The sequence below is a fragment of the Chitinophagales bacterium genome (assembly GCA_016787225.1).
Lineage (GTDB): Bacteria > Bacteroidota > Bacteroidia > Chitinophagales > JADJOU01 > CHPMRC01.
On the sequence record JAEUUY010000022.1, the window covers coordinates 201949 to 228247 of the forward strand.

The window sequence follows — 26299 nt, forward strand, 5'->3', positions numbered from 1 at the left end:
AATATTACCTCACAACCAATGTCTCCGAAACCAATTCAGTCTTAGCTTCACCATGGAGTTCCTTCAATAAAGACTCTACTTCATCCGAATTAAAATTACAGAACCAACGGTCTGCTCTTGCTTCGATAGAGGGCAATCCTTTGCCTCGAACTGTATCACAAATAATAACACTTGGCTTTTCAGTATGAAACGGGAGTTGACTGAATGTGTCATGCAAGGCATGATAATCATGACCATTTATGCGTCTTACTTCTGCACCGAAAGCGATAAATTTATCTTCAAAAGGCTCCAATGGTATCAGGTCTTCTGTGGCCACATTGGCTTGAAAATGGTTTCTATCGATTACTATCGTTAGATTGTTCATTTTCTTAGCACTAGCTACCAGCATAGCTTCCCAGACCGAGCCTTCATCACATTCACCATCTCCTACGATACAGATTATCTTATTAGATTGCTTTTTTATCTTACAGTCATAGGCTACACCTAAAGCCACGGAAGGTAAATGCCCCAATGACCCCGAATGAAATTCTATCCCATCGATTTTACGATTGGGATGCCAATAAATGTCATCATTGGATTTTAAATGATTATGAATCAATCTTTCGCGCGTCATCCAACCCTTTTCTACAAACATACCGTAGAGAGCAGGTACATCATGCCCCTTGGATAAAAAGAGATAGTCTCTATTGTCATCCTTAAAATTATGAGGACCGATATTGAGATATTCAAGATAAAGATAAACTAAGATATCTGCACAAGAAAGTGAAGCCCCTGTAAAGCAACCTCCATTGGTACTCATATTAATTATATGCTCTCTCACTTTGAGGGCTATCTTATTTAATTCTTCAAGCTTTTCGACTGACAACATGCTTCTAACTTAGTTTTACCAATGAATTAAAATCCGAAAAGTGTTTTAGAGTCTATCTCTTCCATATGCCCAAAACTCTTGATATCATCAAACTTTAGCTTTGTCTTATCACCCATTATAGCAGTGGTGTAGACTCTATTGGCTATTTTACTATTGAAGTTATATGAAAAATCGGCTAATGACATCGTCTTAATTTTCTCCAAAGTTTCACGTCTATAATCATAGTCAATATAAAATTTCTTTAGATTTAAAAACGACCAATAAATATTATCGCGAACGATTCTATCGGACGAAATTTGCTTAATTACACTTTCTCTTGCATTATTGAATTGAATTTCTACATTCGGGGCCTTGCTTTTTAGTTTTTTAAACTCCTGAGCAGCCGTAGCCATTTTGTCTGCTTGAGTACCAATAAATGATTGTAAAAAGAATGGTTCTCCCTTCACACTAGGTGGTGCGTAGAATGAATATGCTGAATATGCTAAAGCTTTTTGCTCTCTCAACTCTTGAAAAACGATAGAGGATAGACCACTACCAAAAAAATCATTATACAAACTCGCAAAAGGCATATTCGCTTTTGTAAATGGCTCTGACTTATTCAGGAACATGATCTGAGCTTGAACCATATTTGGATAATTATAGAAATATACTTTGTCTAAATCATTTGAAAGAATTTCGAAATTTGCAAGCTTCGCTGGAGGAGCCATATACTTAGCATCTAGCAATGTGTATGAGCGAGGAAGATTTGCAAGGGCATTTTTCTCATCCTTTCCATAATAGAAAATGCTGTGTTGGTATTTCGTTAAATTATTGAGGTAGTTAACAATCTGATTTGGCAATAATGCTTTTAGCTCATCATTTGATAAAACGGTATTAAATGGATTTTGAGGTCCATATTTTGAGAAATTGACTAAAGCCTGAAAACAAGCGCCTTTATTTATCTTAGCATTTTCTCTTTCTTTAATTGTCTTCTCTACTAATTTTTTCCAGGCATCTTCATCTACTTTATTGGTCTGCAAATTAGCATATAAAAGATTGATACCAGCCTTCATATTTTGCTCTAACCCTGCTAAGGTGATATAAGTATATTCTCTCTGTACACTAGTAGAAATTTCTAGTCCATTTTTATACAACTCTTTCTTTAATTCTTCGTTCGACAGGTTGTTTGTCCCTAGAAAATTAAGATAAGACGTTGCCAGACCCATGACTTTGGAGTGGTCTTTACCGAAAGGTAAAACAAGACAGAACTTTGCGAAATTATTTTCATCATTTTTGACGAAACTAAATTCCACATCTCCCTTTAACTTTTGTGATTTTATAGCAGATTTATAGTCTACGAAAAGAGGTTCAATATTTGGACTCTTTGTCTCTGTCATAGTTTTATAAAATGCCGAGCTATTATCCCTGTTCATTACTACAGGTGTTATCTGCGGCTTGTCTACCTTTGGATTTTCTGACTTTCCTTTTCTTTTATACGAAACAGCATAATTATCCGTTCTATAATATTTATTAGCGAAGTCAATCAAATCTTGTTTGGTAAATTTTCTCATATCCGATATTTGAGAAACATAATTTTCCCACGGAATATTTTCTGTAAAAGAAGTCACGAATGCACCAGCTCGTGCAGCATTACTTTCATATCCTTTTATGGTCTTGAGTTCTAAATCATTGATTGCCGCTTGAATCAGCCATTCCTCAAATTCTCCTTTTTTAAATTTTTCAATCTGCTCCAATAAAATATCGCGGACTTCTTCTAAGGTTTGACCTTCTTTGGGTTTACCATTGAGCATATATACCCCAATATCATGCATACTACTTACGAAAGAACTAGCACTGAGGGTTCGTTGTTTCTGCACAACATTCAAATCAATAATACCTGCTACGCCGTTCGCCATAATCATGTCTATAACAGTCGCCTTAAGGGCTTCCTTATCACTAGGAGGAGGAATTCTATAGCCTATATACAAAAACTCCTCTTGTGGTCCAAAATTTTCTATAGTTACTGGACTACTTATGACAGGTAAATTGGGCATTGTAAATGGTTGAATATCTTTTGGCTGCCAACTACCAAAATATTTGTCAATCAAAGCTACAGTTTTCTCAGGATCAAGATCTCCAGATAGACAAATAGCCACATTATTTGGCACATAATACTTATCAAAATATTTTCGTATGTTCACATGCGAAGGATTTTTTAAATGTTCACCTTCACCTATCGTTGTTTGGGTTCCATAAGGGTGATTCGGTAATAGAGCTTTTAATAAATTGGCATAAGCCCATCGTCCATCATTATCCTGACTGATATTAAATTCTTCATAAACAGCTTCCAATTCTGTATGAAAAAGTCTCATAACCAAATGGTTAAATCGCTCACTTTCTAGCTTTAACCATTTTTCTAATTCATTACTCGGAATTATATTTTGGTATACCGTCTGATCCGTACTAGTATAGGCATTAGTGTTTTGAGCTCCTAGGGAGGTTACTACTTTATCATATTCATTCGGAACCGCTAGCTTAGAAGCTTCATAACTAATGCTATCTATCATTTTGTATATTGCTTTTTTCTTTTCTATATCCTTTTCAGCCTTATGTTTTTCATAAAGATCCGAAATTTGACTAAGCAGAACTTTCTCTGATTCCCAATTCGTGGTTCCTAGATTGGGGGTCCCTTTGAACATAAGATGTTCTAGGTAATGCGCTAGACCAGTATTGTCACTTGGGTCAAATTTAGAGCCGGCCTTTACAGCAATATATGTTTGAATCTTAGGCTCGGTTTTATTGACTGTCATGTATATTTTCAGTCCATTTTTAAGCGTATGAATCTTTGCTTTGAGAATATCATTGGGTACTTCTTGAAATTGTGCGTGCATAGTGCCAGAAATAAACATTAGGGATAAAAAAAAGTATTTCATTTGTAAAATTTTAGAACATACTAAAGTTAGAGTATGCTGGATTAGATAAACAAAAATATAAGTTTCATAGAATAACTTGTTGTTTAAAATTGCTAATATAAAATTTAGCTAGCAGGATAAGACAGCTAACTTGTTGAAAATCTTATAAAAATCAACTTTTTAGTCCACACTTAAACTAGATTCTATTAAATTTGCCCACCAAAAAAATTAAAGTGTGAAGATCCATAAAGAAGGATACGGACTTATATTTATAGTTTTCTTTTTTGCCCTAGCCATAACCTCTATTTGGTATTTATATTATCCACATGATAAATGGGCGCTAGCTATCAGTATTTTATCTATTATTATTTGCGTTTTTATCATTTCGTTTTTTAGAAATCCTAAGCGCTATATTCCCTTAGGAGACGATACCATTATCTGTCCAGCAGATGGCAAAGTGGTAGTGATAGAGGATGTCATGGAGACGGAGTATTTCAATGAAATACGCAAACAAGTTTCGGTATTCATGTCACCTGCCAATGTTCACGTGAATAGAAGTCCTATTGATGGCGAGGTGAAATATTTCAAATATCACCCAGGTAAATATCTAGTGGCTTGGCATCCAAAATCAAGTACGGATAATGAACGAACCAGTATGGTCATAGAAAATGAGTCATTTTCTGTACTTGTCAGACAAATAGCAGGTAAATTAGCTAGACGTATCGTGTATTATGTAGAAGAAGGAGATGAAATCGAACGAGGCGAAGAATTTGGTTTTATAAAGTTCGGCTCTCGAATAGATTTATTTCTACCGATAGATACAAAGATAAACGTGGAGCTCAATCAAAAGGTAAGAGGTGGAGAAACTGTGATTGGCACCATTCCTTCATAATTTAAGTTTATTTAATTGAGTTTGATTAAATTAAATTCGATAAATTTGCGTCTAATAGTATATTATCCATTAAATTAAATTATAATCAAATGAAAAAACTAATCTTAACAATCGCTGTTTTATTTACTGCTGCTTCTATTTCATTAGCTTGTGGCGAGGAGAAAAAATCTTGTTGCAAAAAAGGCGAGAAAAAAGAATGTTCAAAAGACGAGAAAAAGTCTTGTGCAAATAAAGATGAAAAATCTTGTGCAAAAGCAAAGTCTTGCTGTAAGAAAAAGGCTGCTGAAGCGACTACAGCTCCTGCACCTGCTCAGGTGACTCCAGCAAAGTAATTGCATTTAGTGTAACGTCCTGATATAAGTCAACTTTTGTGTCAACTTATTTTAGGACGGTACAGTCTTATAATTAAAAAGGGTCACCTGCAGGTGACCCTTTTTTCATCAGGATATAGAATCTATCTAATTAGGGTCTGCTGAAAAACTCAGAAGTGCGCCAAATACGAGCCATCAAGCCGAAGCTGTATAGACATACTGCGAGGTGAAGATGGCGAAGTAGTTGGAGTGCTTCTGAGTAGCCTAAAATTCTTGTCGGTAAATGCAAGATATTTAGGCGTGAACTCCAGTAAACTTGTTTTTACAATTTGCATATTCAGGGGGAAAAGTTTTTGCAATCTTATGGCTATCAATTGTTTTGGCGTTTTTCAGCAAAACCTAATTAATTTTTCCCTAGATAATCTGCCACGCCTTCATGAGTCGCTTTCATGGCTTCTTTACCTTGAACCCAGTCTGCAGGACAAACTTCTCCATATTGCTCAAAATGAACTAAGGCATCTACCATTCTCAATGCTTCATCTACATTTCTTCCTAGAGGGAAGAAATTAATCAATTCATGCATGACGATACCTTCTTTATTGATTAGAAACAAACCTCTATAAGCTATCATTGGACCGTTAGCAATAGTTAAGCCTTGTTCATCGTAGTCATAATCTCCTGCAAGAACTCCATAGTTCATAGAAACTGTTTTGGTCGTGTCAGCCACTATTGGATAGCTAACTCCCTTGATACCACCTTGTTTTTTCTCCATTTGTAGCCATCCCCAATGAGACTCAGGAGTATCCGTAGAGCAAGCCACTACTTCACAACCTCTTTTCTTAAATTCTTCTAGACGAGATTGAAACGCATGTAACTCTGTAGGACACACAAAGGTGAAATCTTTTGGATAAAAGAAAAATAATACATAGCTTTTTCCTAAGTACTGATCTAAAGAGAAATCATTGACTACATGACCTCCATTGACTATAGCACCTGTGCTAAAATGCGGTGCTTTCTTTCCGACTAATGACATATTAATTATATTTTAAATTTAAAAGTGAAATACAAAACTCTAAACAAAGGCTTCAATTGAAAAGTTTCTCAAAGGTCGAATTTCATGGGTTTTTCATTCTTTTTAAGTATCTCCCAGGAATTATAAATTCCTATATTGAAATCAATAACTACAGATAAATCTATTTTCCTTATATTAAATTTATCTTTAAAAGGAGCGAGTTCTTCTGTAATCAAATAAACTTCCGAAGAAATATCATCATCCCCTGTCATATAGCAATCTATTTTCAGGGTCTTTTGATATGGATCATTTTTTGGATAAGTATAATACATTTTTGAAAAATGAAGATACCGCTCGGCCGCAAGTGTATTCTTTATTTCCTTTAGTTGTTTTAAATCCGTTCTATTCTCTTCACTAAATGGCTGTAGGAGCAAAATTCCTACCACAATTATTAGAATCAAAGTAGCATGAGGTATATACCTCATCCATTTTTTATATAAATTATAGGATACCACTTCGTCTTCCTTACCTATTACTACCGTATTTAACCATGCATCATAGTAACACTGATGCAAAGGATTTAAAAAAACAAAAACATGATTAATAAATAGTGAAGCAGGAATAATCGTAAAGCGCATGAATTCAAATATTCCGATACTATTTTGCGTATTGATACTTAATAAATCGCTTAAACAATAAGGTATAGTAAAAATTATAGAACGAAGAAAGGCTTCTCTTATACTTAAATAGCTTCCATCTAACTTCACTACGCTATAATTGAATAATCTTTTGCCGATTGATTTACCTTTACCAAGTTTTGAATGAAATATTGTAAAATAAGCTGTCGATAGTAAAATACCCACTAGAAGCTTAAAATTTCCTAGTGCTAGTATGTAATTTTCAAAAATTAAGCAGATTATAAAACCAAAAATATATAGTATTCCTAGGTCAATAAAAAATGCTACGATTCTTTTGTGAAGTGAAGCTGGTTGTATTTCTTGCATATACTTTTTATCTTTAATGCGCTTCGAGCCAATTCTTTCCAGTTCCAAACTCTGCGACTATAGGCAAAGGTAAATTAGAAATAGCATTTTCCATGGAAAAAATCACAATTTCTTTTACTTTATCTAATTCAGAGCTCAGAACCTCAAAAACCAATTCATCGTGAACCTGAAGTGTCATAGCCGAATGAATGTGATTTTCTTTGAATTGTCGATGAATATCCAGCATAGCTAATTTTATCATATCCGCAGCGCTTCCTTGAATAGGAGCATTGATAGCTATGCGCTCCCAAATGCCTCTTTGCATAGCATTGCGGCTATTGATATCGCGTAAGTACCTGCGTCTGCCTAGAATCGTTTCTACATATCCTTTTTCCTGTCCAATTTTTATTTGACTATCCATATAGTCTTTAATTTTTGGATAGGTCTTAAAATAATTGTGAATCATATCTTTCGCTTCTGCCATAGTCAAGGTCGTTTGCTGAGATAAACCAAATGCCGAAACACCATAGATAATTCCGAAATTAACAACCTTGGCATTGCTTCGCTGTTCTTTAGTCACTTCGTCAAATGGTATCCCATACACTTTACTCGCTGTCAGTTTATGAATATCTTGATTATTTTTAAACGCCTCTATCATAGTCTCATCGCCACTCATAGCAGCTATTACACGAAGTTCTATCTGAGAATAATCAGCGCTAAGTAGAATATAATCATCGTTGGGCACATTAAATGCTTTTCTGATTTTTCTACCGCGTTCGGTGCGTATCGGAATATTTTGTAAATTAGGCTCTGTACTACTGAGTCTGCCTGTGGCAGCTATGGTTTGATTGAAAGAAGTATGTATTCTTCCAGTTTTCGGGTGAATCAACTGTGGTAAGGCATCTACATAGGTTGACTTTAACTTTGTCAGTTCGCGATAGTCTAGAATATTTCTGGCGATGCTATGTTCTTTTTTTAGTTTGCTCAACACCTCTTCTCCTGTAGCATATTGCCCTGTCTTAGTTTTCTTCTCTGTAAATGGTATTTTCATTTTTTCAAATAAGACCTCCCCCAACTGCTTAGGTGAATCTAAATTGAATCGGACGCCTGCTTCTTCGAATATGGCTTCTTGAAATTTTTCTTGTTCTATAGCTAATTCTTTGGAGTATTCATTAAGAAATTCGGTGTCTAGCGAAACGCCTTTCCGCTCCATATCCGCAAGCACATAAATAAGCGGAAACTCTACCTTATTTGCAAGTTCTTTTAGTTTAGGGGTTTCTTCTAATTCCTTATTTAAGTTTTCATATAATTGATATGCAATATCGGTATCCTCTGCTGCGTAGTCCTTAATTTTTTCTAAAGCCACATCGCGAATAGATATTTTTCGTACACCTTTTCCTACTAATTCTTCAAATTTGACGGTGTCATAGTTGAGGTAACGCTGAGCCATAGCATCGAGGCCGTGCTTCGCATCCGCATCCAATAGAAAATGACAAAGCATGGTGTCGTATATCGGAAAAGCTATTTCTATACCATAGTTTTTGAGTATATGTAAATCGAATTTGAAATTCTGTGCTATTTTGAGCTTGGAATTATCCAAGAAAATAGCCTGAAATTGTTGTAGTTGCTCCTTTGCCTCATTAAAATTCGCGCTTAGTGGAACATAATAGCCACTTCCTTTTTGGATAGTAAATGAAATGCCAACAATCTCTGCATCGTTAAAGTCTAGTCCTGTGGTCTCTGTATCGAAGGCAAAACTTTTGGCATTTTGTAATTCTGTCAATAGCGTTTTCCATTCCGTATCACTTTCTACTAAATGATATGTGTGCGGAGAGGTATTTATATTTTCAAATGGACTAGAAATGATGACTTGTTCTGGTGTATTCTGGCTGAATAAATCATGACCACCACTTGCAGATTTAGGAGGTGTCACAATAGTGGCTTCTCCTAGCATTTCTTTTTGTAAGGTTCTAAACTCAAGTTCAGTGAAAATTTCTCTTAGAGCATCTTTGTCAAATGGCTCTAGCAAAAGCTTTTCGTCGCTTATCTCGATAGGAACATCCAAAATGATGGTCGCTAGTTTTTTAGAATCTAATCCTTGCTGAGAGAAGTTAATGACATTCTCTTTTTGTTTACCTTTGAGTTTGTCTGTATTAGCCAAAAGACCCTCTACCGAGCCATATTCTTTGATTAGTGCTTTTGCCGTTTTCTCGCCGATACCTGGTATGCCCGGAATATTATCTACCGCATCTCCCCATAGTGCCAGTATGTCGATTACTTGCAAGGGATTCTCTACTTCCCAGTTCTTACAAATTTCTTCTACACCTAGTATTTCAGGTTGATTGCCCATTCGTGGTGGTTTGTAAATCTTAATATTTTCCTCAACTAGCTGACCAAAATCCTTGTCAGGTGTCACCATATAGACTAGATGATTTTCCTTCGCTTTCTGCTTGGCTATGGTGCCTATCACATCATCTGCTTCATAACCTTCTACCTCGAGAATAGGGATATGCATAGCCTCAATAATCCGTCGAATATAAGGCTCTGAAATAATAATGTCCTCAGGAGTCGCATCTCGCTGCGCTTTATAATATTCAAATTCCTGAACCCTCACATTCGCACTCTTATGGTCGAATACTACCGCTAAATGGGTCGGATTTTCTTTCTGTATCAATTGCCATAGGGTGCGTGTAAAGCCCATGATAGCTGTCACATTCATTTTTTTTGAATTATACAAAAAGTTAGAACCCATGGAATAATAAGCTCTAAAAATGAGGGCGTAGGCGTCGAGTAGATAAAGGGTTTTCAATTTACTTTGATTTAGAAAGTAAATATAGAGAGAATGAGTGGAAATAGACTAACCAAGATGTAAACTAGTCCATTTAGGACTATATATATTCTCCAGTTTTACTTCGGTATGAAAAAATTCTATATGCAACTTATTTCTGGGCTCTCCAAGTTATAGAAGCAAGTGCTACGATGCCTAAACCCATTAAACTAGTTCCTAGCTTATACTGTTGAATATAGAATAGGAAACCAATAACTCCCAGATAAAACAAAATAGCAAAAATGGATACATAAATAGAAACCTGACCTAAGTGGTATTTCCTATCATTTTCCGTTTTATTGATTTCGGGATATTCAAGAATAGAATTCAAATATCTCTTGCCAAAATCTGGCATTATTTTATTGTAGTTTTCTAACTCCTCAGGAGAGATAAAATCTGAATGCTAAGATAACTCTTGAGCTAAAAATCCTTTTTTACTTCCATCTTCTACTCCTGTAATTTTCCTATTCGTCTTTAACTTCCCCATTTTTAGATAACTAAAAGGTATTAACCACAAGCAGCAAATTTGTCATACGAAGATGAAGTATTCTTATTAGATTCTCTTATAGATTGACTATAAGCTTTCTTTATAGCATTTGTATGCATCTTCTTTACTTCAGCATTTGTGTCCTCTTTTTTACTGATATTGAGTATCGCATTCACTATGACTGCGCCTCCTAGAATAAGAGCCACATTTTCTATAATTTCAAATACATCTGATTTGTTCATTTGTGAGAGGATTTGCTTATATAACGCAAATTTAAGGTAAAAAATTCTTACTACTATACAAAAATGAGAGAATAACCACCTGAGGTATACTAAAATTCCCTCAATTGATCCATAAATCCTAGATTTATACTACATTTTGTTACAAAAAAAACATACGCGTCGAGTAGATATAGGGTTTTCAATTTACTTTGATGTAGAAAGTAAATGTAATCAGAAATGAGGAAAGTCTGGGTCTTTGTTTTGGATAAATTACAACCGCTGGAGATCAGTGAATAATCAGAGACAAAAACTTAGTTTAAAAAATTGAGATTATAACAATTCAGCTACTGCTTTTTAAGCCTAATAGTATCTCTATCCCAATTTCTGAGGAAGTACAGTTCTACTTCTTCCTTAGTCTCATTAAACTTTGAAATATAGGTATACCAATACTCCACTTTAGGATCTTGAGGCTGAATCCAGTATTTATTCATCTGGAATGAATCACAGGACTTCATTCTATATTTTATATTATACTTCCATACATCAGGATTAATATTCTCTAGTATATCCATTATGGAGTCATTCTTAAAATTAAATCCTTGTGGATTTATTGTTCCACTAGCATCAGTTCGTTTCCAAACGCCCATTCTAAAATTATTATCCTTCGTGAACTTGTTAATACAGCTAAACCACGGCGATGCTGGTTCTTTATCACAACTAGAAATATTATAGCTAGCAAATACAATCAATATCATAATAAAGAGAAGAGGAATCTTATTTAGCATTTTCTTTAACAATTTTAAAGGATTCTTTATGTTCCCCCGCAATTATATTGACAAAGTATTGCCCATAATAGCCGTCACATTCATTTTTTTCGAATTATACAAAAAATTAGAGCCCATGGAATAATAAGCTCTGAAAATGAGGGCGTAGGCGTCGAGTAGATAAAGGGTTTTCAATTTACTTTGATTTAGAAAGTAAATATAGTGAGAAAGACAATAAACATCCAATAGAAGATGTCGCCATCCAAAATCTTACAACCTCAAATATGTTGTAAGTCAATTCATTTCAAAACAGCATTGTTTGCTCAGTTATTTATTTGATATCAAGTTGCTAATACCTTGATTGACTAGAGCGAAATCAACTCTTTTCTTTTTTATTTTGGATGATATTGATTTAAAATCGAATTTTATTTTGTAGCGGGTCCTAATTAATAAGACTTGTAGACAATATCCCCCAGCTTTATATCATTAAGCTTATTCCCACAATTCGTTCCAGTTACTCCACCAAGATTATAACAAATCAATGTGCCCCCACATGAATAATAATATTTCTGATGTGGCAAAGAACCTCCAAATCCTTTTGCTTCAAATTGAAATAAAAATCCTTTCTCCGCTATACTTGGCATTTCCATTTTTTGGACAAGAATACTATCACTAGACGTTTTTCTATCTTTTATGGCTATTCTAAGCCATTCTAGTTCATTCACAGGATCTTTCACACCGCAATACAAAATTACAGGATCTTCTTTTTTACCACATGTAAATAGAATTAAACACATTCCTACTAGCACTCCTTTCATATATTAAATTTTTCTGATGTTAAAAACCTTCGATTGTTTATTATAACTAACCCTTAGCAAATATTGTCCATTTTTTAAACCTGATAAGTCTAAGGTGTTTAAATTGTTTGTTATAACTGATTCATAGACTATCTGTCCTAACATATTAATGCACTGAATATATACTTCTTCGTTTTTAATATTTAGCTCTAAGGTAGCTAAGTTATGAACTGGATTAGGATAAAACTTAATATTATCAACGCTTGATTTTTCTACCGGCTCAGGAATAAGATTATCAGATACAGCAGATACTTTCATTCCACCATTTGAACTATTGCATGGCACTATACGTGCAGAAAAGTCCGACTCCCTAAAAGCATGAAATCCATCTGACAATGTTACATAATTTGTTGATTCATAAGTCACCCAAGTATTGTCCTCAATAATATTACTTGCATCCACTAAATAATAGGCATACTTATAATCTGAATTATTATATGTTACTGGATCTGTTATATAAATTGAATTGCCGCCGATTAGTGAATTTCCTACACCAACTGCATACCAAGCATCTATTACACTCTTTACTTCTGGGGAACATATACCATAAAGATCCTTTGCTGCTTGAATTGTTAGTTGTCTGGCTTGTAAAAAACCAGTCGTACTTGTAAAGTACTTTGTTTGAGCCCTATAGAGTATTTTTTCAGCTTTGGACATATAAATTCTCTGTACATTATAACTATTACCATGATCATTAGTCCCGCTTCCACCCATAGAAATTAGGTAAAACCAGAAATTCATTACACCATTATTAATATGTACTCTTTTATCTTCATCTGTCCCTTGATACCAAAAGGTTCCATTATAAGTATCAGGGTGTAATTCTGCATTGGGGTTGTTCATACTTCGAATTGATGGACGAGTCTTCGGCACTCCCTCGCCCACTAGCCATGTGTTTCTTTTTAAATTAAGAGGTATTGGGTAGTTTCTATCGGAGTACTCTTCTACACATGCTCCCCAGATATCACTTAAACTCTCATTTATGGTACCAGATTCACCAGTAGTAATCAATTTACAAGTTTTACTATTCATTCCATGAGCCCACTCATGCGCAACTATGTCAATTGTAGAATAGGGGTTATTTGCAAATCCTCCACCGATATTAATATGTGTCCCATTCCATTTAGCATTATCTATGCTGCCTTGCACCCAAGCTAGTAATTCACCATCATTGTTATCAATACTTAGTCGGTTATGTCGCACTTTAAAATAGTCATAATAGACCATTGAGCCCCAGTGAACATCAAACATAAATTGTTTTGGTTGATACATATTAATCGTTGGATTAGGTATACAATCGGCAGCAGTCCAGTTATTATCACTGTCTAATACATTTGCTCCAAAGTTTAATGTTGTGTTAATTTTGCAGTTTATATTGTGATACCCTAACAAAGCCCATGGAGGTGATGTACTGGGTAACTGAGAAGTTATTATTATTTGATTACCACTATAAATTGTTTCTGCCCATGCATTGCAGGATTGTGAAATGGAATTCAAAACTGTACCGTTTTCAGCAGAAATAAATATCCAATATCGATCATCGATTTCAGGTATATAAACGTCAAATTTATAAGCTAAAATGGAATTAGAAGATACTGAGTCTACCTTACTATTAAAGTAAACTACATCACCATCAAAAGAATTATATCGTGAGGCATTGCCCTTATCGTTAGTAGCATATTCATTTAACTTAAAAATAGATGAATCAAAATATTTTAACGCTAATTTTAGAGCCTCCTCTTTTTTAATCTTCGCTTTCTGTTCCTGTTTTACTTTCTGGCAAATCTCGCCATTTAAATAATATAACTTATTATTTTTGAAATGGAGTTTAAGAATAGAATATTCGATTGGAATTGATTTATACGTCTGAGTTAAAGTTATATGCTTAAACCCCAATTCATCAATTTCGCTTCGACTTTGATCAATTTCAAAGCTCAGAAAGCTATCAAGCTTAAGAAGCCGATCGAGTTTTTCTCCATAGTTCTCTTCTGTAATTTCTGTAACATCTTCATGAAATTTGTATTCAATACTGATCAGCTGAGCCTTTATAGATGTTCCATATATTATAAACAATGCAATTAGTAAACCTTTCATATCTTATTGATTTTTCACATTGATCAATGATTTTTTAATCTCGTCAATTTCTTTTTGCTGCTGTATAATATATAGGGTTAACTCTTCTACCTTCTCTAATAGCTTCATATTCATTTCGCCTAGACCAATTCCTTCCTTTTCATTAAACTCATTTTCCCCTTTTATATTTGGCAAGTGTTTATGAATTGCAATATATTTTTCTAGATCTCTGAGAGTCATAAGTTTATAGCCAGATTTAAATACATAGTCAGGGATTACTTGCATATCGACCTTAATTTCTCTAGCCCTAACAAACCCCGTGTTATCAACTAAAAACTGATTCTTACCATTTATATCTCTTACACGAAATTCTCCTTCTATTGTTAGATTGCCTCCATTTCCAAGCCATCTAGAAACAAACATATTAGAGAATGATTCTACTTTGTCAGTATTAATACTAAATACCTCTCTCACATTAGGCCATGAGGTAATTTGAACTGCGGTTGAACCATTCCATATCCAGTTGGTAGAGGGTTGATTGATTAAGTCTGTATATGTAAATCGTAACCTTCTATCATCGTTGTCTATTGCGAACCCCCAAGTTGGGATAGATGTAATTGTTACCGCTGGACTTTGCCAACCTCCACTGCCAAGTGAAGTTCCGAGTTCTTTACTCAGGCTTAGTACGTTTTGGTGACCATTACTTGGATTACTTTCGCTCATCATCATTGGTGGCTGTATATTATATCTAATGTGCATTCTCCCAAATTGAGTGCCCCCTATATTTATATCAGAATTGGTAGTTGTTGGACCTAAAGGGTTCCATTGGGCATTACTATTAATTGTATAAATTAACGCAATCAAGACGCATGTTACTTTTACTTTCCTCATAATTTGTAAATTTTAAATTTACGTGCAAAGAAAATGTATTGCCACAACAAGCACAAATTATGAGGTTGTAATCACTACAACTTAAAGTTGTTTTTAATTACTTCCTCAGAGAATCGCGCTCTATGACTTGCTTGGTCAGTTCTATCAGCAGTTTTTGATTTTCTAAAATTTGATTTAAAACATCTTTCTCATTAATATTTATGGTCTGATAGTTCTCTTTAGAACCATCATTATTGTTTTGATTAATATTCAATGGTAGTAGTTCATTGAATTTAATGTCGAGGGCTTCAGCTATTTTTTCCATTTTTGATATTGATATGTCATCACTTTGATTGAGTAGTTTATTTAATGCTTGCTGGCTGGTGTCTATTTTTTGTGCTAAGGTAGTTTGCGTTAATCCACGCTGACTCATTTTTTCGATAATCTTCGACTTAATTCTACTAACTAACCCCTTTCTATTCATAAAATTTAATGTTTAAGTAGGGCGAATTTATGCTAAATTTATTAAAATCCAGCAATTATTTTAATTTATCTTTGTTCAATTAAAAAAAACACCAATGCGCTTTCTCAGCTTTTTTTTCCTAATGTTAATGAGTTCGAATGGGATTACTCAATGCGGCAATCGCTATAATGCCGCTATCTTTCCAAATGTCAAAACGACTACCTATCAGTTTGGAGAGAATATAACATACACTGGTGCCAATCAAAAATTAAATCTTGATTTATATACGCCCATAGGTGATACTACCCCTTCCGGAGACTTATTTAAAAATAGACCTTGTATAGTCTTTTGTTTTGGAGGGGCATTTGTTTCGGGGACCCGCACTTCTCCAGAATTGACCTTTTTTGCTAGCAGTCTAGCACAACGTGGCTTTGTGTGCGCAAGTATAGATTATAGACTAGACAATCAAGCAAACATGACCGCCAATGGTGAAAATGGTTCGGTAATTCGAGCCGTGCAAGATGCTAAGGCTGCCGTACGTTTTTTAAAATCAAAATCAGCGGATTTCGGTATAGATAGTACTATGATGTTTATTGGTGGAACCTCAGCAGGAGGAGTTACGGCGCTGACTTTAGGATATTCGCAGTTCAATGAACTATCAGATTCTGTCAAAACCGCTATCAATTCTCTGGGCGGCTGGGAAGGCTCTACCAATAACCTGTCACAAAGTTCCCAGGTCAAAGGGATATTTAATTTTGCAGGAGCTATACTAGATACCGCCCATATTGTAGCCAATGATCTTCCCATTTATCTTAATCATGCTAACGGAGACGCTACGGTTCCATTTCGTTCAGGATACCCACTAAATGGCCAGTCTAAAACCTTTATGCATGGCAGCTTTAATATAGCACAACGCATGAAAGAAAAGGGAAATTATTATGTTTTAGATTCATTTAGTTCCACAAATCATCCTGCTTTCGCCGACCCTAATATTCTTACAGGCCTTGGATTATTAAATACGACATTAGAAAATTTGAGAAAATTTCTATACAAGGTAATGAAATGCGATCAAGCTACAGGAAATATACAGACTAAAAATCAAGCTAGTTTAATATTGGAAAATCCTGTAAAGTCTGTGCTTTATTTTAATGAAGAAATCAACTTAAATGACATTTCTCTTTATAATTTGCTAGGGAATAGAATATCCTTAGAAATAGAAAATTCTAATTCTGTCTCCATCCTCCATTTGCCTAGGGGTTTATATATTTTGAAGTACAAAGATGTGGTGCAAAAGTTAATATTCGAATGAGGAGTAGAATGGATTTGATACAAATTCAAAATAAAATCTATACCATTCGGCAGCAGAGAGTCATGCTTGATTATGACTTAGCTGCCATGTATGAAGTAGAGACGCGTGCTTTAAATCAATCCGTAAAGAGGAATTTAAAACGATTTCCATCTGATTTTATGTTTCAATTTACTACCCAAGAATGGGAAGCAATGTCGTCACAAATTGTGATGACATCTAGCTCCAAGAGACCAAAGGCAGCTATCCCCTATGCCTTTACCGAACAAGGCTTGGCCATGCTCAGCGGAATCCTAAACTCTGACAAAGCCATCGAGGTCAATATCAGTATAATGAGAGCTTTCGTTCTTATTCGCACATTAGCCTTGACCTACAAAGAACTGAGTGAGCGACTAAAAATTCTTGAGGATAAATTTCCAGATATTTATAAAGCTATAAATTATCTGCTAGACAAGGACAAAAACGAAGTAAAACAAAAAGAAAGAACTAAAATTGGATTTAAAAAATAACTATGTCATATTCATTTGAAGAACTATACCGCAGTGCAGAAAAGATAGAAAAATCTGTCTATAAATTTGTAGAAGGAATAGATGTCAAATCTGGTTATACAGCTCAAGATTCAGAAAATTTAGAACACATTGGCTATAGCTGCGGTCAGCCGCCTTTTTTGAGGGGTCCTTATGCATCGATGTACATCAACAAACCTTGGACGATTCGTCAGTATGCAGGATTTTCTACCGCAGAAAAGTCGAATGCCTTTTACCGAAAAAATCTAGCATCTGGTCAGAAAGGATTGTCTGTTGCTTTTGACTTAGCTACCCATAGAGGCTATGATAGTGATCATCCGCGCGTTATTGGCGATGTAGGCATGGCAGGTGTGGCTATCGATTCGGTTGAGGATATGAAAATTTTATTCGATCAAATCCCATTGGATGAGATGTCCGTTTCTATGACCATGAATGGTGCTGTCATTCCTATTATGGCTTTTTATATTGTAGCAGCTGAAGAGCAAGGTGTAAGTCCTGACAAGCTTTCAGGTACTATTCAGAATGATATACTCAAGGAGTTTATGGTACGTAATACCTATATCTATCCTCCTAAACCGTCTATGCGCTTGATAGCTGATATTTTTCAATATACCTCGAAGAAAATGCCAAAATTCAATTCTATATCTATTTCTGGCTATCATATTCAAGAGGCTGGGGCGAGCGCAGATATAGAACTAGCCTATACCTTGGCAGATGGTTTGGAATATCTCAAACTAGGTGTGGAGAGTGGACTGGCTATTGATGATTTTGCACCACGACTATCGTTCTTCTGGGGGATAGGAATGAATCATTTTATGGAGATAGCTAAGATGCGAGCAGGACGTGTACTATGGGCAGAAATAGTTAATCAATTTCAACCTAAAAATCCTAAATCGCTAGCTCTGAGGGCGCATTGTCAGACGAGTGGTTGGAGTCTTACAGAACAAGACCCCTATAACAATGTGGCTCGCACCACGATTGAAGCTATGTCGGCAGCTTTTGGAGGTACTCAATCACTGCACACCAATGCCTTGGATGAAGCCATTGCTCTGCCTACTGATTTCTCTGCGGCTATTGCTCGCAATACGCAGATACATATTCAAAAAAATACGAATATCTGCAAAGCGATAGATCCATGGGCTGGGTCTCATTATGTGGAATACTTGACCGATCAGTTGATACAAAAAGCGAGAATACCGATTCAAGAAATCACCGAAAACGGCGGTATGACGGCTGCTATAGAAAAAGGAATACCTAAAATGAGAATTGAAGAATCTGCCGCTAAGCGTCAGGCAAAAATTGATGGAGGTACTGATACTATAGTTGGAGTCAATAAATATAAGACTACCGAAGAGTCTAATATAGAAGTATTGTCTATTGACAATATGGAAGTATTGTCTAAACAAAAAAAACGATTAAAGAAGATAAAAGCAGAGCGCAATGAAGAAAAGGTGCTAGCCTGCCTGCAAAAAATCACAATGGCTGCTACTGACTCTTCTATCAATATTTTGGAATGTGCAGTTGAGGCTGCAAGGGAGCGTGCCACTTTAGGTGAAATATCAGATGCTTTGGAAAATGTATTTGGTCGCTATCATGCCAAACAAAATTTAATTTCAGGCGTATTTTCTAAAGAAATGAAGGATAATAAATTGTTTCAAGAGGCGACTATTCTCAGCCAACAGTTTGCAGATAAATTCGGTCGTCGTCCACGTATTCTGATAGCAAAAATGGGTCAGGATGGTCATGATAGGGGCGCTAAAGTGATAGCGACTGCGTTCGCTGACTTAGGTTTTGATGTCGATATCAGTCCTATGTTTCAAACTCCACAAGAGATCGCTAAACAAGCTGTTGAAAATGACGTGCACATAGTTGGCGTTTCTTCTCTTGCAGGGGGTCACAAATCTTTAATTAAGACACTCAAAGAAGAACTGAATAGCTACGAGCGGGGCGATATCATGATCGTAGCAGGTGGAGTAATACCGCAACAGGATTATGACAATTTGTATAAAGACGGCGTTCAGTTCATCTTTGGACCTGGGTCTATCATAGCTGAAAGTGCAGGTGCTATTTTAAGGAATTTCCTAAATTAGCGCATTCGATCCAAACGGTCTATTTGAGCAGGTAGTAGTGGTATGCTGTAGCCTAGTTTTTCAGAAAATCGCTTATGTATTTTTTGACTATCAAAAAGGTGTTGATTTTCTTGATACACACTATAGCCAAGAGGCTTGGCAGACATATTCAGTAGGGGATTCATGCGGTAGCCAATATTGACATACATATCCAAAGTTTTCTTTTTTCTAATAGTCACTGGTAGCATCAATAAGAAATCTTCTACAACCCACAAGCCTTCTCTCGATTTAGTAAATTGCAGTTTAGAATAATATTTTTTGACATCTATTTTTATACCAACAAGCCACAATAAAGTACGGGTCTTAAAATCAAGAAACTGCTTTGTCAAATTTTCATCATTGGCGGTGATAGCTACATGGAGGACGGCATAGGAATTTTCTTCTAAGTATACATCGATATTGGTGTAGTTGATGTTATCCTTGAAATATTTCCCCTGAATATGCAGTGCATTATGTCCTTTTATATTTTCTATGCCCAATAATTTATACTGAATGTCTTTGCTTTCCAAAAGTTGTGTGAAAATGAAATTGAGCATATTCACACCCTTTATATAGCTATAACCTGTGAGATAATTAAAATTCAATTTTTTCCCTACTATTTTTCCTAAGGAATATTTTATGTCATTCATAAGTATAGTATCATCTTTTTTATAGAATTGTTTGACCTTCGGAAATGAACCAGAAATATAGTAAGGGCGACTATCATCTTTCTTAGGAAATTGATAAACCTCCAAATCCATTTCTTGAAATCGAGCATATTGATCATTGACGATAAACTCTTCGCGATAAAAAACCGATTGACTAAATGACTTGCTTAAATGATTGGCATGAAAACTATCGAAGGCTCTTTGTATATAGTCTCGGGGGGCTATAGGACGAATAGTGGTAGATGGGAGTATATATTTTTTAGGAGATAAAAGCACCTTTGTAGGCAAGTGTACCGCCAGAAAAACCTTACGTTCATACCCTAAGGATGATATCACAATACTATCTGTAGCTAGTAAATTACTTGGCAGTATTGCGGTTCCGTCAAGTTGACTATAACAAATATTATTTTGCGGCGATATAAGTACGGAGGCCCCAACAAGTGGTATTTGAAGTGAGCTATCGTATATACTTAGTTTTATTTGAGACCAATACGAATTGGCCCAGCATAAAAATATCAAATAGACAAAATTTCTCAATCGGTTTTTTGATAAAAATGATACGACATGGACAGCCACCCGATCACAAAAAGAATTCCCCCTAGCGGAGTCACTGGCCAAAGGAAATGAAAATTGATGTGGTGAATAGCCTCGGTAGTCATGAGGACATTCGAGCCTGTAAAAAATAGGATACCGAATATAAATAATAATGCAGCTTTCTGTAATACCTTGTTATATGTCTGTGTCACAATGTATAATAGAGGTGCAAGATGAAAGAACAAATACTCAACGCCTACTCTGTAGGAGTTATAATGCTGATCACTGATTTTACCTTTGACACCATGTGCCCCAAAAGCTCCAATCAATACACCTAAAGCACCAATAATACCGATACTTAGTCCAATTTTTCGCATGACTTTAGTTTTTGTCAAATTTAGAACTAATAAAATTTCTCTAGTTAAATTTGTGTTTTATTGTTTAAATACATGTCAAAATCTCTCCTTACGATATTCTTACTTACTTGCTACAATATTTTTATGACCTTAGCTTGGTATGGGCATTTAAAGCTGGCAGAGTGGACATGGTTTCAGCGATTGGGTATTTTCTCTATCATATTGTTTAGCTGGGGAATTGCATTTTTTGAATACTGCTTTCAAGTGCCCGCCAATAAGATGGGATATCAGGGAAATGGTGGACCATTTAGCTTACTTGAGTTAAAAGTTTTACAAGAGGTATTGACCTTGTTGATTTTCGTGGTGTTTTCTGTTGTGTTTTTTAAATCAGAATCTTTGAGATGGAATCACGCTATCGGGTTATTTTTTTTAGTACTTTCGGTATATTTTGTTTTTAAGAAGTAACTGAGAAGTTGTAGATAAGTCTTAAGAAAATTGACTCCATTAGATTGATTTACAAATTCAATTGAGATTGGCTTTGTGTTGGTGAGGCGTTAACAAATACTTTTATTAAAATGCTGCGGATAGATAAATCATAACACTTTTCACTTTTAAAATTACCATTTGGCAATAATTGCTAAATTTGCTCACTTAAAATCAAAATAATTAAAAACAATGAAAAATCAAATTTTAAACTTACTTGTAATTACAACCTTCGCTTTTTTACTAGGCTCATGCTCCAAAGATGATAATAGCACAGGAAGTGGTGGAGTGAATTCTGGGCCATTCCCTACGACAAATTCTCCCAATAGTCCCAATGCAGCCGTAAATACGCAGCCTACGGGGTGTGGTACCTTCTATCCGATGTTCAAAAATTCTAATTATACATTCTCGGTAAATGGGTCAAGCTCAGATACTATATATGGTAGCTTTCCGGGAACAGATACCACAGTTGATGGAAAAAAGTATACAATATTAAATAGTTCACAGCCAAGTGTAGGTAATACAAGAGGTTTTTTAAGACGTGATGGAGGTAAACTTATTTCTTACTCATATACTTCACCTACCAAATTTGAATTGATCATTCTGGATGAAACAAAAAAGGTAAATGAAGAATGGCAAGGTGGTCAATTTGTTATATCAAATTCTGGCATCGAAGCCGTGAATTCCTATACGTTGAAAATAGTTAAACAACATTCAAGTTATACCTTATCGAATGGGTTAAAGTTTAATGATGTTATCGAGGTTAATATGAAGTTAAAAGTAGAGATGAAAATGAATGGAGCTGTTGTTTCTTCAACTATTACTGACGGGGGTACACAATTTTATGCTAAGTGTGTTGGTGTTATTAGAACATTTACACCGAAGAATCCCACTTTTGGATTAATGAATGATTATATTCAAGAAGTGAAAAGATATAAGATGTAATAACGTTTTAAAGAATTGAGCGAAGCATTTATAGTATCAGCCCGAAAGTACCGCCCCCAAAGATTTGACGAGGTGGTAGGTCAGGAAGCGACTACCCAGACGCTCAAGAATGCTATTCGCAATAAGCAACTCGCTCATTCTTTCTTATTTACTGGATCACGTGGTATAGGTAAAACAACGATAGCCAGAATTTTTGCTAAAACAATAAATTGTAAAGAATTACAACCTGATGGAGAGGCATGTAATCAATGCGATGCCTGCCTTTCTTTTAACCGTAACGCTTCATTCAATATTATAGAGCTCGATGCTGCTAGTAAGAACTCGGTTGATGATATCAGAGAATTAATCGAACAGGTACAATATGCACCCCAAAATGCAGAGTACAAGGTCTTCATCATAGACGAGGTCCACATGCTTTCCGCATCAGCATTTAATGCTTTTCTCAAAACCCTAGAGGAACCACCTAGTTATGCTAAATTTATCTTGGCTACGACAGAAAAGCACAAAATTCTCCCTACCATACTTTCCCGTTGTCAGATTTATGATTTTAAGCGAATATCAATCGGAGATATCCAAAATCATCTGCATAAAATAGCTGGCAAAGAGAATATAGAAGCAGATGACAACTCTCTCAATCTTATAGCACAGAAAGCCGATGGAGGCTTGCGAGACGCTCTATCTATGTTTGACCGCTTGGTAAGTATGAATGGGCAGAAGCTAGTGTATGATACAGTTATCAAGAGTCTAAACATACTTGATTATGTAGTATATTTTCAGTTTATCGATAACATAGTGAAGGAGCAGAGCGATACAGTTTTATTATTGCTAAATGATGTACTGACCAATGGCTTTGACCTCGACACCTTTCTTTCTGGATTGGCTGAGCATATACGTAATTTATGGGTTGCTAAGAAAGAATCTACCTTATCCTTGTTAGAATACAATGCTGAGGTAAAGGCCCAATTTGTAGCACAAGGCAAAGAACTGGATGAGGCCTATATGCTCAATCTACTCCAAGTCATATCGGAATGTGAGGTACAGATGAAAACGACTAGAAATCGGAGATTGGTGGTCGAGCTCGCTCTTTTGAAAATGAGTTATCTTAGAAAATTAATGAATTCTAGTTGGACAGAGCTAGGCGAAAAAAAAAAATCTGACGGATTAGCTACCCCAGCTATAAAATCCGAAAGAAAAGAGATTCCAGCTCCACAGCAACCAAGCACGCCGAACAACAGTCAGTTTGGAATCAAGCTAGATGATATTCTGAACAAGGTAGATCAAAATCTCAAACAAGAACCGAGTAAAAAACCCGAGTACAAACCTATATTGAATTCTGATTTATGGACTCAAATAGTTGAGCGATTTGATGGTACTCTGTCAGAAAAACAAATGCTTAAAGCTCTAAGACCAGAAATCGAAAACGAGACTTTCATTCTTCATTTAGAAAGTGAGAGTTTAGCTAAAATGGTAGAAGCTACTTTCCCAAATCTTAAGAAGATTTATACCGAAATTTCAGGCGATTTAGCACACTTTAAATGTATCGTAGATACATCGAATCAAGTCGAAGATGTTAGTAAACGTCAAGCATTTGAAGACTTGGCGAAGAAATATCCTATCTTAAATGATATTCATGATACGTTTAAGTTGGATTTTCATAGTTAGACATGATTCTTTTTCTCCCATTCCCAGGCAGTAATCATCATTTCTTCAATACTTCTTTTAGTCTGCCAGTTTAGGACTTTAGAGGATTTCTGAGTGTCTGAATATACCGCAATGACATCGCCTTCTCTCGGTGGTGCTATTTCTTTATTGAGATGTATGCCAGTAGCTTTTTCGAAAGCTGCTACAAGTTCTAGAACGGAAACCCCTTCACCAGAACCTACGTTGATGATTTCATGAGTATGTATAGTATTTAATTTAGATAAATATTTCAGGGCAGCAGTATGTGCCTCAGCTACGTCCATCACATGAATATAGTCTCGAATACAACTCCCATCCCTAGTCGGCAACTGATTGCCAAATATCATCAGCTTTTCAAATTTTCCTATGGCAGTACCTGTAATTCTCGGCACGAGATTATTTGGTATTACTGCAGGATTTTCTCCTATAAATCCTGCTGTGTGAGCCCCAACTGGATTGAAGTAACGCAGGGATATAAAGTTGGCAGGTATTTCAAGTTTTACATCTTCTAGCATGAGTTCGCCTACCACTTTGGTAGAGGCGTAGGGACTCTGTGCTGGATTGAGCTTGGTGGTTTCCGATACTGGCAGTGAGTCTATATTGCCATAGACCGAGCAGCTAGAGCTGAATACAAAATTAGCAACCTTATACTTTTTGACACATTCTAATAAATTTAATAAGCCTTCCACATTATTTCTATAATACAGCAAAGGTTCTTTCACACTTTCATCTACGTATTTATAAGCAGCGAAATGAATAATTCCTTCAATATTTTTTTCTGCTTGAAACACTTGTTCTAAAGCCACTTTATCACACAAGTCCACATTATAGAAGCTCGGCTTTTTGCCTGTTGTTTTTTCTATTCCTAGTAGCACCTCTTCTTTGGACCTGCTCAGATTGTCCACTACAATGACGTCATAGCCATTCTCCAGTAAATCTACTACCGTATGTGAACCTATGTAGCCCGTGCCACCAGTGACGAGTACTTTCTTCATTTTGCCATTATTTTTTGGTATAAATTTTCGTATTGTGGTAGTATCACTTCGATATCGAATCGTTTAGCTGTCTGATATGCTGTGTCTTTAAATCGTTTCAGAATAGTGTCATCAGATAAAATTTTCTCTGCTGCAAGTGACATGGCTTGAATATCGCCCACCGCACGCATAAAACCATTTTCTCCGTCTTTTACTAGCTCTGGAAGTCCACCGGCATTGCTAGAAAGCACTGGGACATGACACGCCATAGCCTCTAATGCAGCGAGTCCGAAACTTTCCGATTGACTGGGCAGTACCATGAGATCGCTGATAGCAAACAACTCTTCTACAGCCTCTTGTTTGCCTAGAAATTTTACATTATCACATATTCTTAACTCTCTGCACAATTCCTCACATTGCTGTCTTTCAGGACCATCACCTACCATGAGCAGTTTGCTAGGTATTTTTTTTACTAAAATTTCAAACATCCTTACCACATCTTCAGTACGCTTCACTTTTCTAAAATTAGAAATATGAATCAAAATGCGCTCATGGTCTTGCGCTACCAGTTTTCGGAAATGGGGTTTTTCTAGCTTGGAAAATCGTTGTAGATTGATGAAATTATGTATAACTTCTATTTCATTCTTGATATCAAAAGATTCCAGAGTGTCTTTTTTGAGAGAATGTGATACCGCAGTTACTCCGTCAGATTTATTGATCGAAAATTCTACTACTGGCAAGAAGGATTTATCTTTTCCTACCAGTGTAATATCTGTACCATGAAGTGTGGTGACAAATGGAATATTTATACCCTTATCTCTCAAAATACTTTGAGCAAGGTAGGCTGCCGAAGCGTGCGGTATGGCATAATGTACATGTAAAATATCTAATTTTTCAAACTGAACGACATCGACCATACGAGAAGCTAAAGCGGTCTCATAAGGTGGGTATTGAAAAAGGGCATAGTTCTCAAAACTGACTTCATGATAACTAATATTGGGATGAAAACTATCCAAACGAAAGGGCTGCTTGTAGGTAATGAAATGCACAGAATGTCCGCGCAAAGCCAGACCTTTACCTAGCTCAGTAGCCACCACACCGCTACCTCCGTAGGTAGGATAACACACTATTCCTATATTCATCTCGAACAAAGTTAAGGGGATTTTGTCATTACAAATTGTAAATTAAGTTTAAACTCA

General features: G+C 35.7%; 24 protein-coding genes. 8 read left to right on the plus strand and 16 right to left on the minus strand.

Annotated features, from left to right (window positions below; translation table 11 throughout):
• Positions 1–4: 4 nt before the first annotated feature.
• Together JNL75_08730 and JNL75_08735 are read right to left on the minus strand one after the other, a co-directional pair.
• Complete coding sequence (locus tag JNL75_08730) at positions 5–868, minus strand: hypothetical protein (protein MBL7789893.1); 864 nt, start codon at positions 866–868, stop codon at positions 5–7.
• A gap of 26 nt (positions 869–894) precedes the next feature.
• On the minus strand, positions 895–3780 hold the full coding sequence (locus JNL75_08735) for an insulinase family protein (GenBank protein MBL7789894.1): 2886 nt from the start codon (positions 3778–3780) through the stop codon (positions 895–897).
• A 214-nt stretch (positions 3781–3994) separates the two neighbouring features.
• Between JNL75_08735 and JNL75_08740 the strand changes: the two genes are divergently transcribed.
• The gene (locus tag JNL75_08740; GenBank protein MBL7789895.1) at positions 3995–4651 is read left to right on the plus strand and encodes a phosphatidylserine decarboxylase family protein; all 657 of its coding nucleotides are present in this window, start codon (positions 3995–3997) and stop codon (positions 4649–4651) included.
• An 89-nt stretch (positions 4652–4740) separates the two neighbouring features.
• A complete protein-coding gene (locus JNL75_08745) occupies positions 4741–4983 on the plus strand; it encodes a hypothetical protein (protein ID MBL7789896.1) in 243 nt (80 codons plus the stop codon).
• 382 nt (positions 4984–5365) lie between these two features.
• On the opposite strand, the gene JNL75_08750 is transcribed toward JNL75_08745, so the two are convergent.
• The 10 genes from JNL75_08750 to JNL75_08795 all read right to left on the minus strand — a co-directional run bounded on the left by JNL75_08750 (position 5366) and on the right by JNL75_08795 (position 15540).
• Entirely contained in the window at positions 5366–5995 is a 630-nt protein-coding gene (locus JNL75_08750; GenBank protein MBL7789897.1) for a peroxiredoxin, read from the minus strand.
• Between the two features lie 68 nt (positions 5996–6063).
• Positions 6064–6978 (minus strand): RDD family protein, encoded by a 915-nt coding sequence (locus tag JNL75_08755; protein MBL7789898.1) that lies wholly within the window; start codon positions 6976–6978, stop codon positions 6064–6066.
• A gap of 13 nt (positions 6979–6991) precedes the next feature.
• The gene (gene polA, locus JNL75_08760; protein ID MBL7789899.1) at positions 6992–9790 is read right to left on the minus strand and encodes a DNA polymerase I; all 2799 of its coding nucleotides are present in this window, start codon (positions 9788–9790) and stop codon (positions 6992–6994) included.
• A gap of 106 nt (positions 9791–9896) precedes the next feature.
• Positions 9897–10139 (minus strand): hypothetical protein, encoded by a 243-nt coding sequence (locus JNL75_08765; GenBank protein MBL7789900.1) that lies wholly within the window; start codon positions 10137–10139, stop codon positions 9897–9899.
• A gap of 152 nt (positions 10140–10291) precedes the next feature.
• Positions 10292–10513: a hypothetical protein gene (locus tag JNL75_08770; GenBank protein MBL7789901.1), complete on the minus strand. Its 222-nt coding sequence runs from the start codon at positions 10511–10513 to the stop codon at positions 10292–10294.
• A 323-nt stretch (positions 10514–10836) separates the two neighbouring features.
• Positions 10837–11277: a hypothetical protein gene (locus tag JNL75_08775; protein MBL7789902.1), complete on the minus strand. Its 441-nt coding sequence runs from the start codon at positions 11275–11277 to the stop codon at positions 10837–10839.
• Between the two features lie 425 nt (positions 11278–11702).
• Positions 11703–12074 (minus strand): hypothetical protein, encoded by a 372-nt coding sequence (locus JNL75_08780; protein MBL7789903.1) that lies wholly within the window; start codon positions 12072–12074, stop codon positions 11703–11705.
• Between the two features lie 3 nt (positions 12075–12077).
• A complete protein-coding gene (locus JNL75_08785) occupies positions 12078–14207 on the minus strand; it encodes a M4 family metallopeptidase (GenBank protein ID MBL7789904.1) in 2130 nt (709 codons plus the stop codon).
• Positions 14208–14210: 3 nt separating this feature from the next.
• Positions 14211–15077 carry a hypothetical protein gene (locus tag JNL75_08790; protein ID MBL7789905.1) on the minus strand — a complete coding sequence of 289 codons (867 nt, stop codon included), beginning with the start codon at positions 15075–15077 and terminating at the stop codon, positions 14211–14213.
• Between the two features lie 97 nt (positions 15078–15174).
• On the minus strand, positions 15175–15540 hold the full coding sequence (locus JNL75_08795; protein ID MBL7789906.1) for a helix-turn-helix transcriptional regulator: 366 nt from the start codon (positions 15538–15540) through the stop codon (positions 15175–15177).
• Positions 15541–15634: 94 nt separating this feature from the next.
• Between JNL75_08795 and JNL75_08800 the strand changes: the two genes are divergently transcribed.
• Genes JNL75_08800 through scpA form a run of 3 tightly spaced genes read left to right on the plus strand, consistent with a single transcriptional unit; the run spans position 15635 to position 19442 of the window.
• Positions 15635–16828, plus strand: a complete 1194-nt coding sequence (locus JNL75_08800) for a carboxylesterase family protein (protein MBL7789907.1) — start codon at positions 15635–15637, stop codon at positions 16826–16828.
• Positions 16829–16836: 8 nt separating this feature from the next.
• Positions 16837–17334 carry an ORF6N domain-containing protein gene (locus JNL75_08805; protein ID MBL7789908.1) on the plus strand — a complete coding sequence of 166 codons (498 nt, stop codon included), beginning with the start codon at positions 16837–16839 and terminating at the stop codon, positions 17332–17334.
• Positions 17335–17336: 2 nt separating this feature from the next.
• Complete coding sequence (gene scpA / locus JNL75_08810) at positions 17337–19442, plus strand: methylmalonyl-CoA mutase (protein ID MBL7789909.1); 2106 nt, start codon at positions 17337–17339, stop codon at positions 19440–19442.
• Here the strand turns inward: scpA and JNL75_08815 are convergent.
• On the minus strand, positions 19439–20647 hold the full coding sequence (locus JNL75_08815; GenBank protein ID MBL7789910.1) for a hypothetical protein: 1209 nt from the start codon (positions 20645–20647) through the stop codon (positions 19439–19441). The genes scpA and JNL75_08815 overlap by 4 nt on opposite strands.
• 14 nt (positions 20648–20661) lie before the next feature.
• Positions 20662–21039, minus strand: coding sequence for a DUF423 domain-containing protein (locus tag JNL75_08820; protein ID MBL7789911.1), 378 nt, complete (start codon positions 21037–21039; stop codon positions 20662–20664).
• Between the two features lie 72 nt (positions 21040–21111).
• On the opposite strand from JNL75_08820, the gene JNL75_08825 reads away from it, so the two are divergent.
• From JNL75_08825 to dnaX, 3 genes are all read left to right on the plus strand, one after another.
• Entirely contained in the window at positions 21112–21483 is a 372-nt protein-coding gene (locus tag JNL75_08825) for a DMT family protein (protein ID MBL7789912.1), read from the plus strand.
• Positions 21484–21693: 210 nt separating this feature from the next.
• Positions 21694–22446, plus strand: a complete 753-nt coding sequence (locus JNL75_08830) for a hypothetical protein (protein ID MBL7789913.1) — start codon at positions 21694–21696, stop codon at positions 22444–22446.
• Between the two features lie 15 nt (positions 22447–22461).
• Entirely contained in the window at positions 22462–24108 is a 1647-nt protein-coding gene (dnaX, locus tag JNL75_08835; GenBank protein MBL7789914.1) for a DNA polymerase III subunit gamma/tau, read from the plus strand.
• On the opposite strand, the gene galE is transcribed toward dnaX, so the two are convergent.
• Together galE and bshA are read right to left on the minus strand one after the other, a co-directional pair.
• Entirely contained in the window at positions 24105–25121 is a 1017-nt protein-coding gene (gene galE / locus JNL75_08840; GenBank protein MBL7789915.1) for a UDP-glucose 4-epimerase GalE, read from the minus strand. The genes dnaX and galE overlap by 4 nt on opposite strands.
• Positions 25118–26242 (minus strand): N-acetyl-alpha-D-glucosaminyl L-malate synthase BshA, encoded by a 1125-nt coding sequence (gene bshA / locus JNL75_08845; GenBank protein ID MBL7789916.1) that lies wholly within the window; start codon positions 26240–26242, stop codon positions 25118–25120. Before bshA ends, galE begins: the two co-directional genes overlap by 4 nt.
• Positions 26243–26299 lie beyond the last annotated feature (57 nt).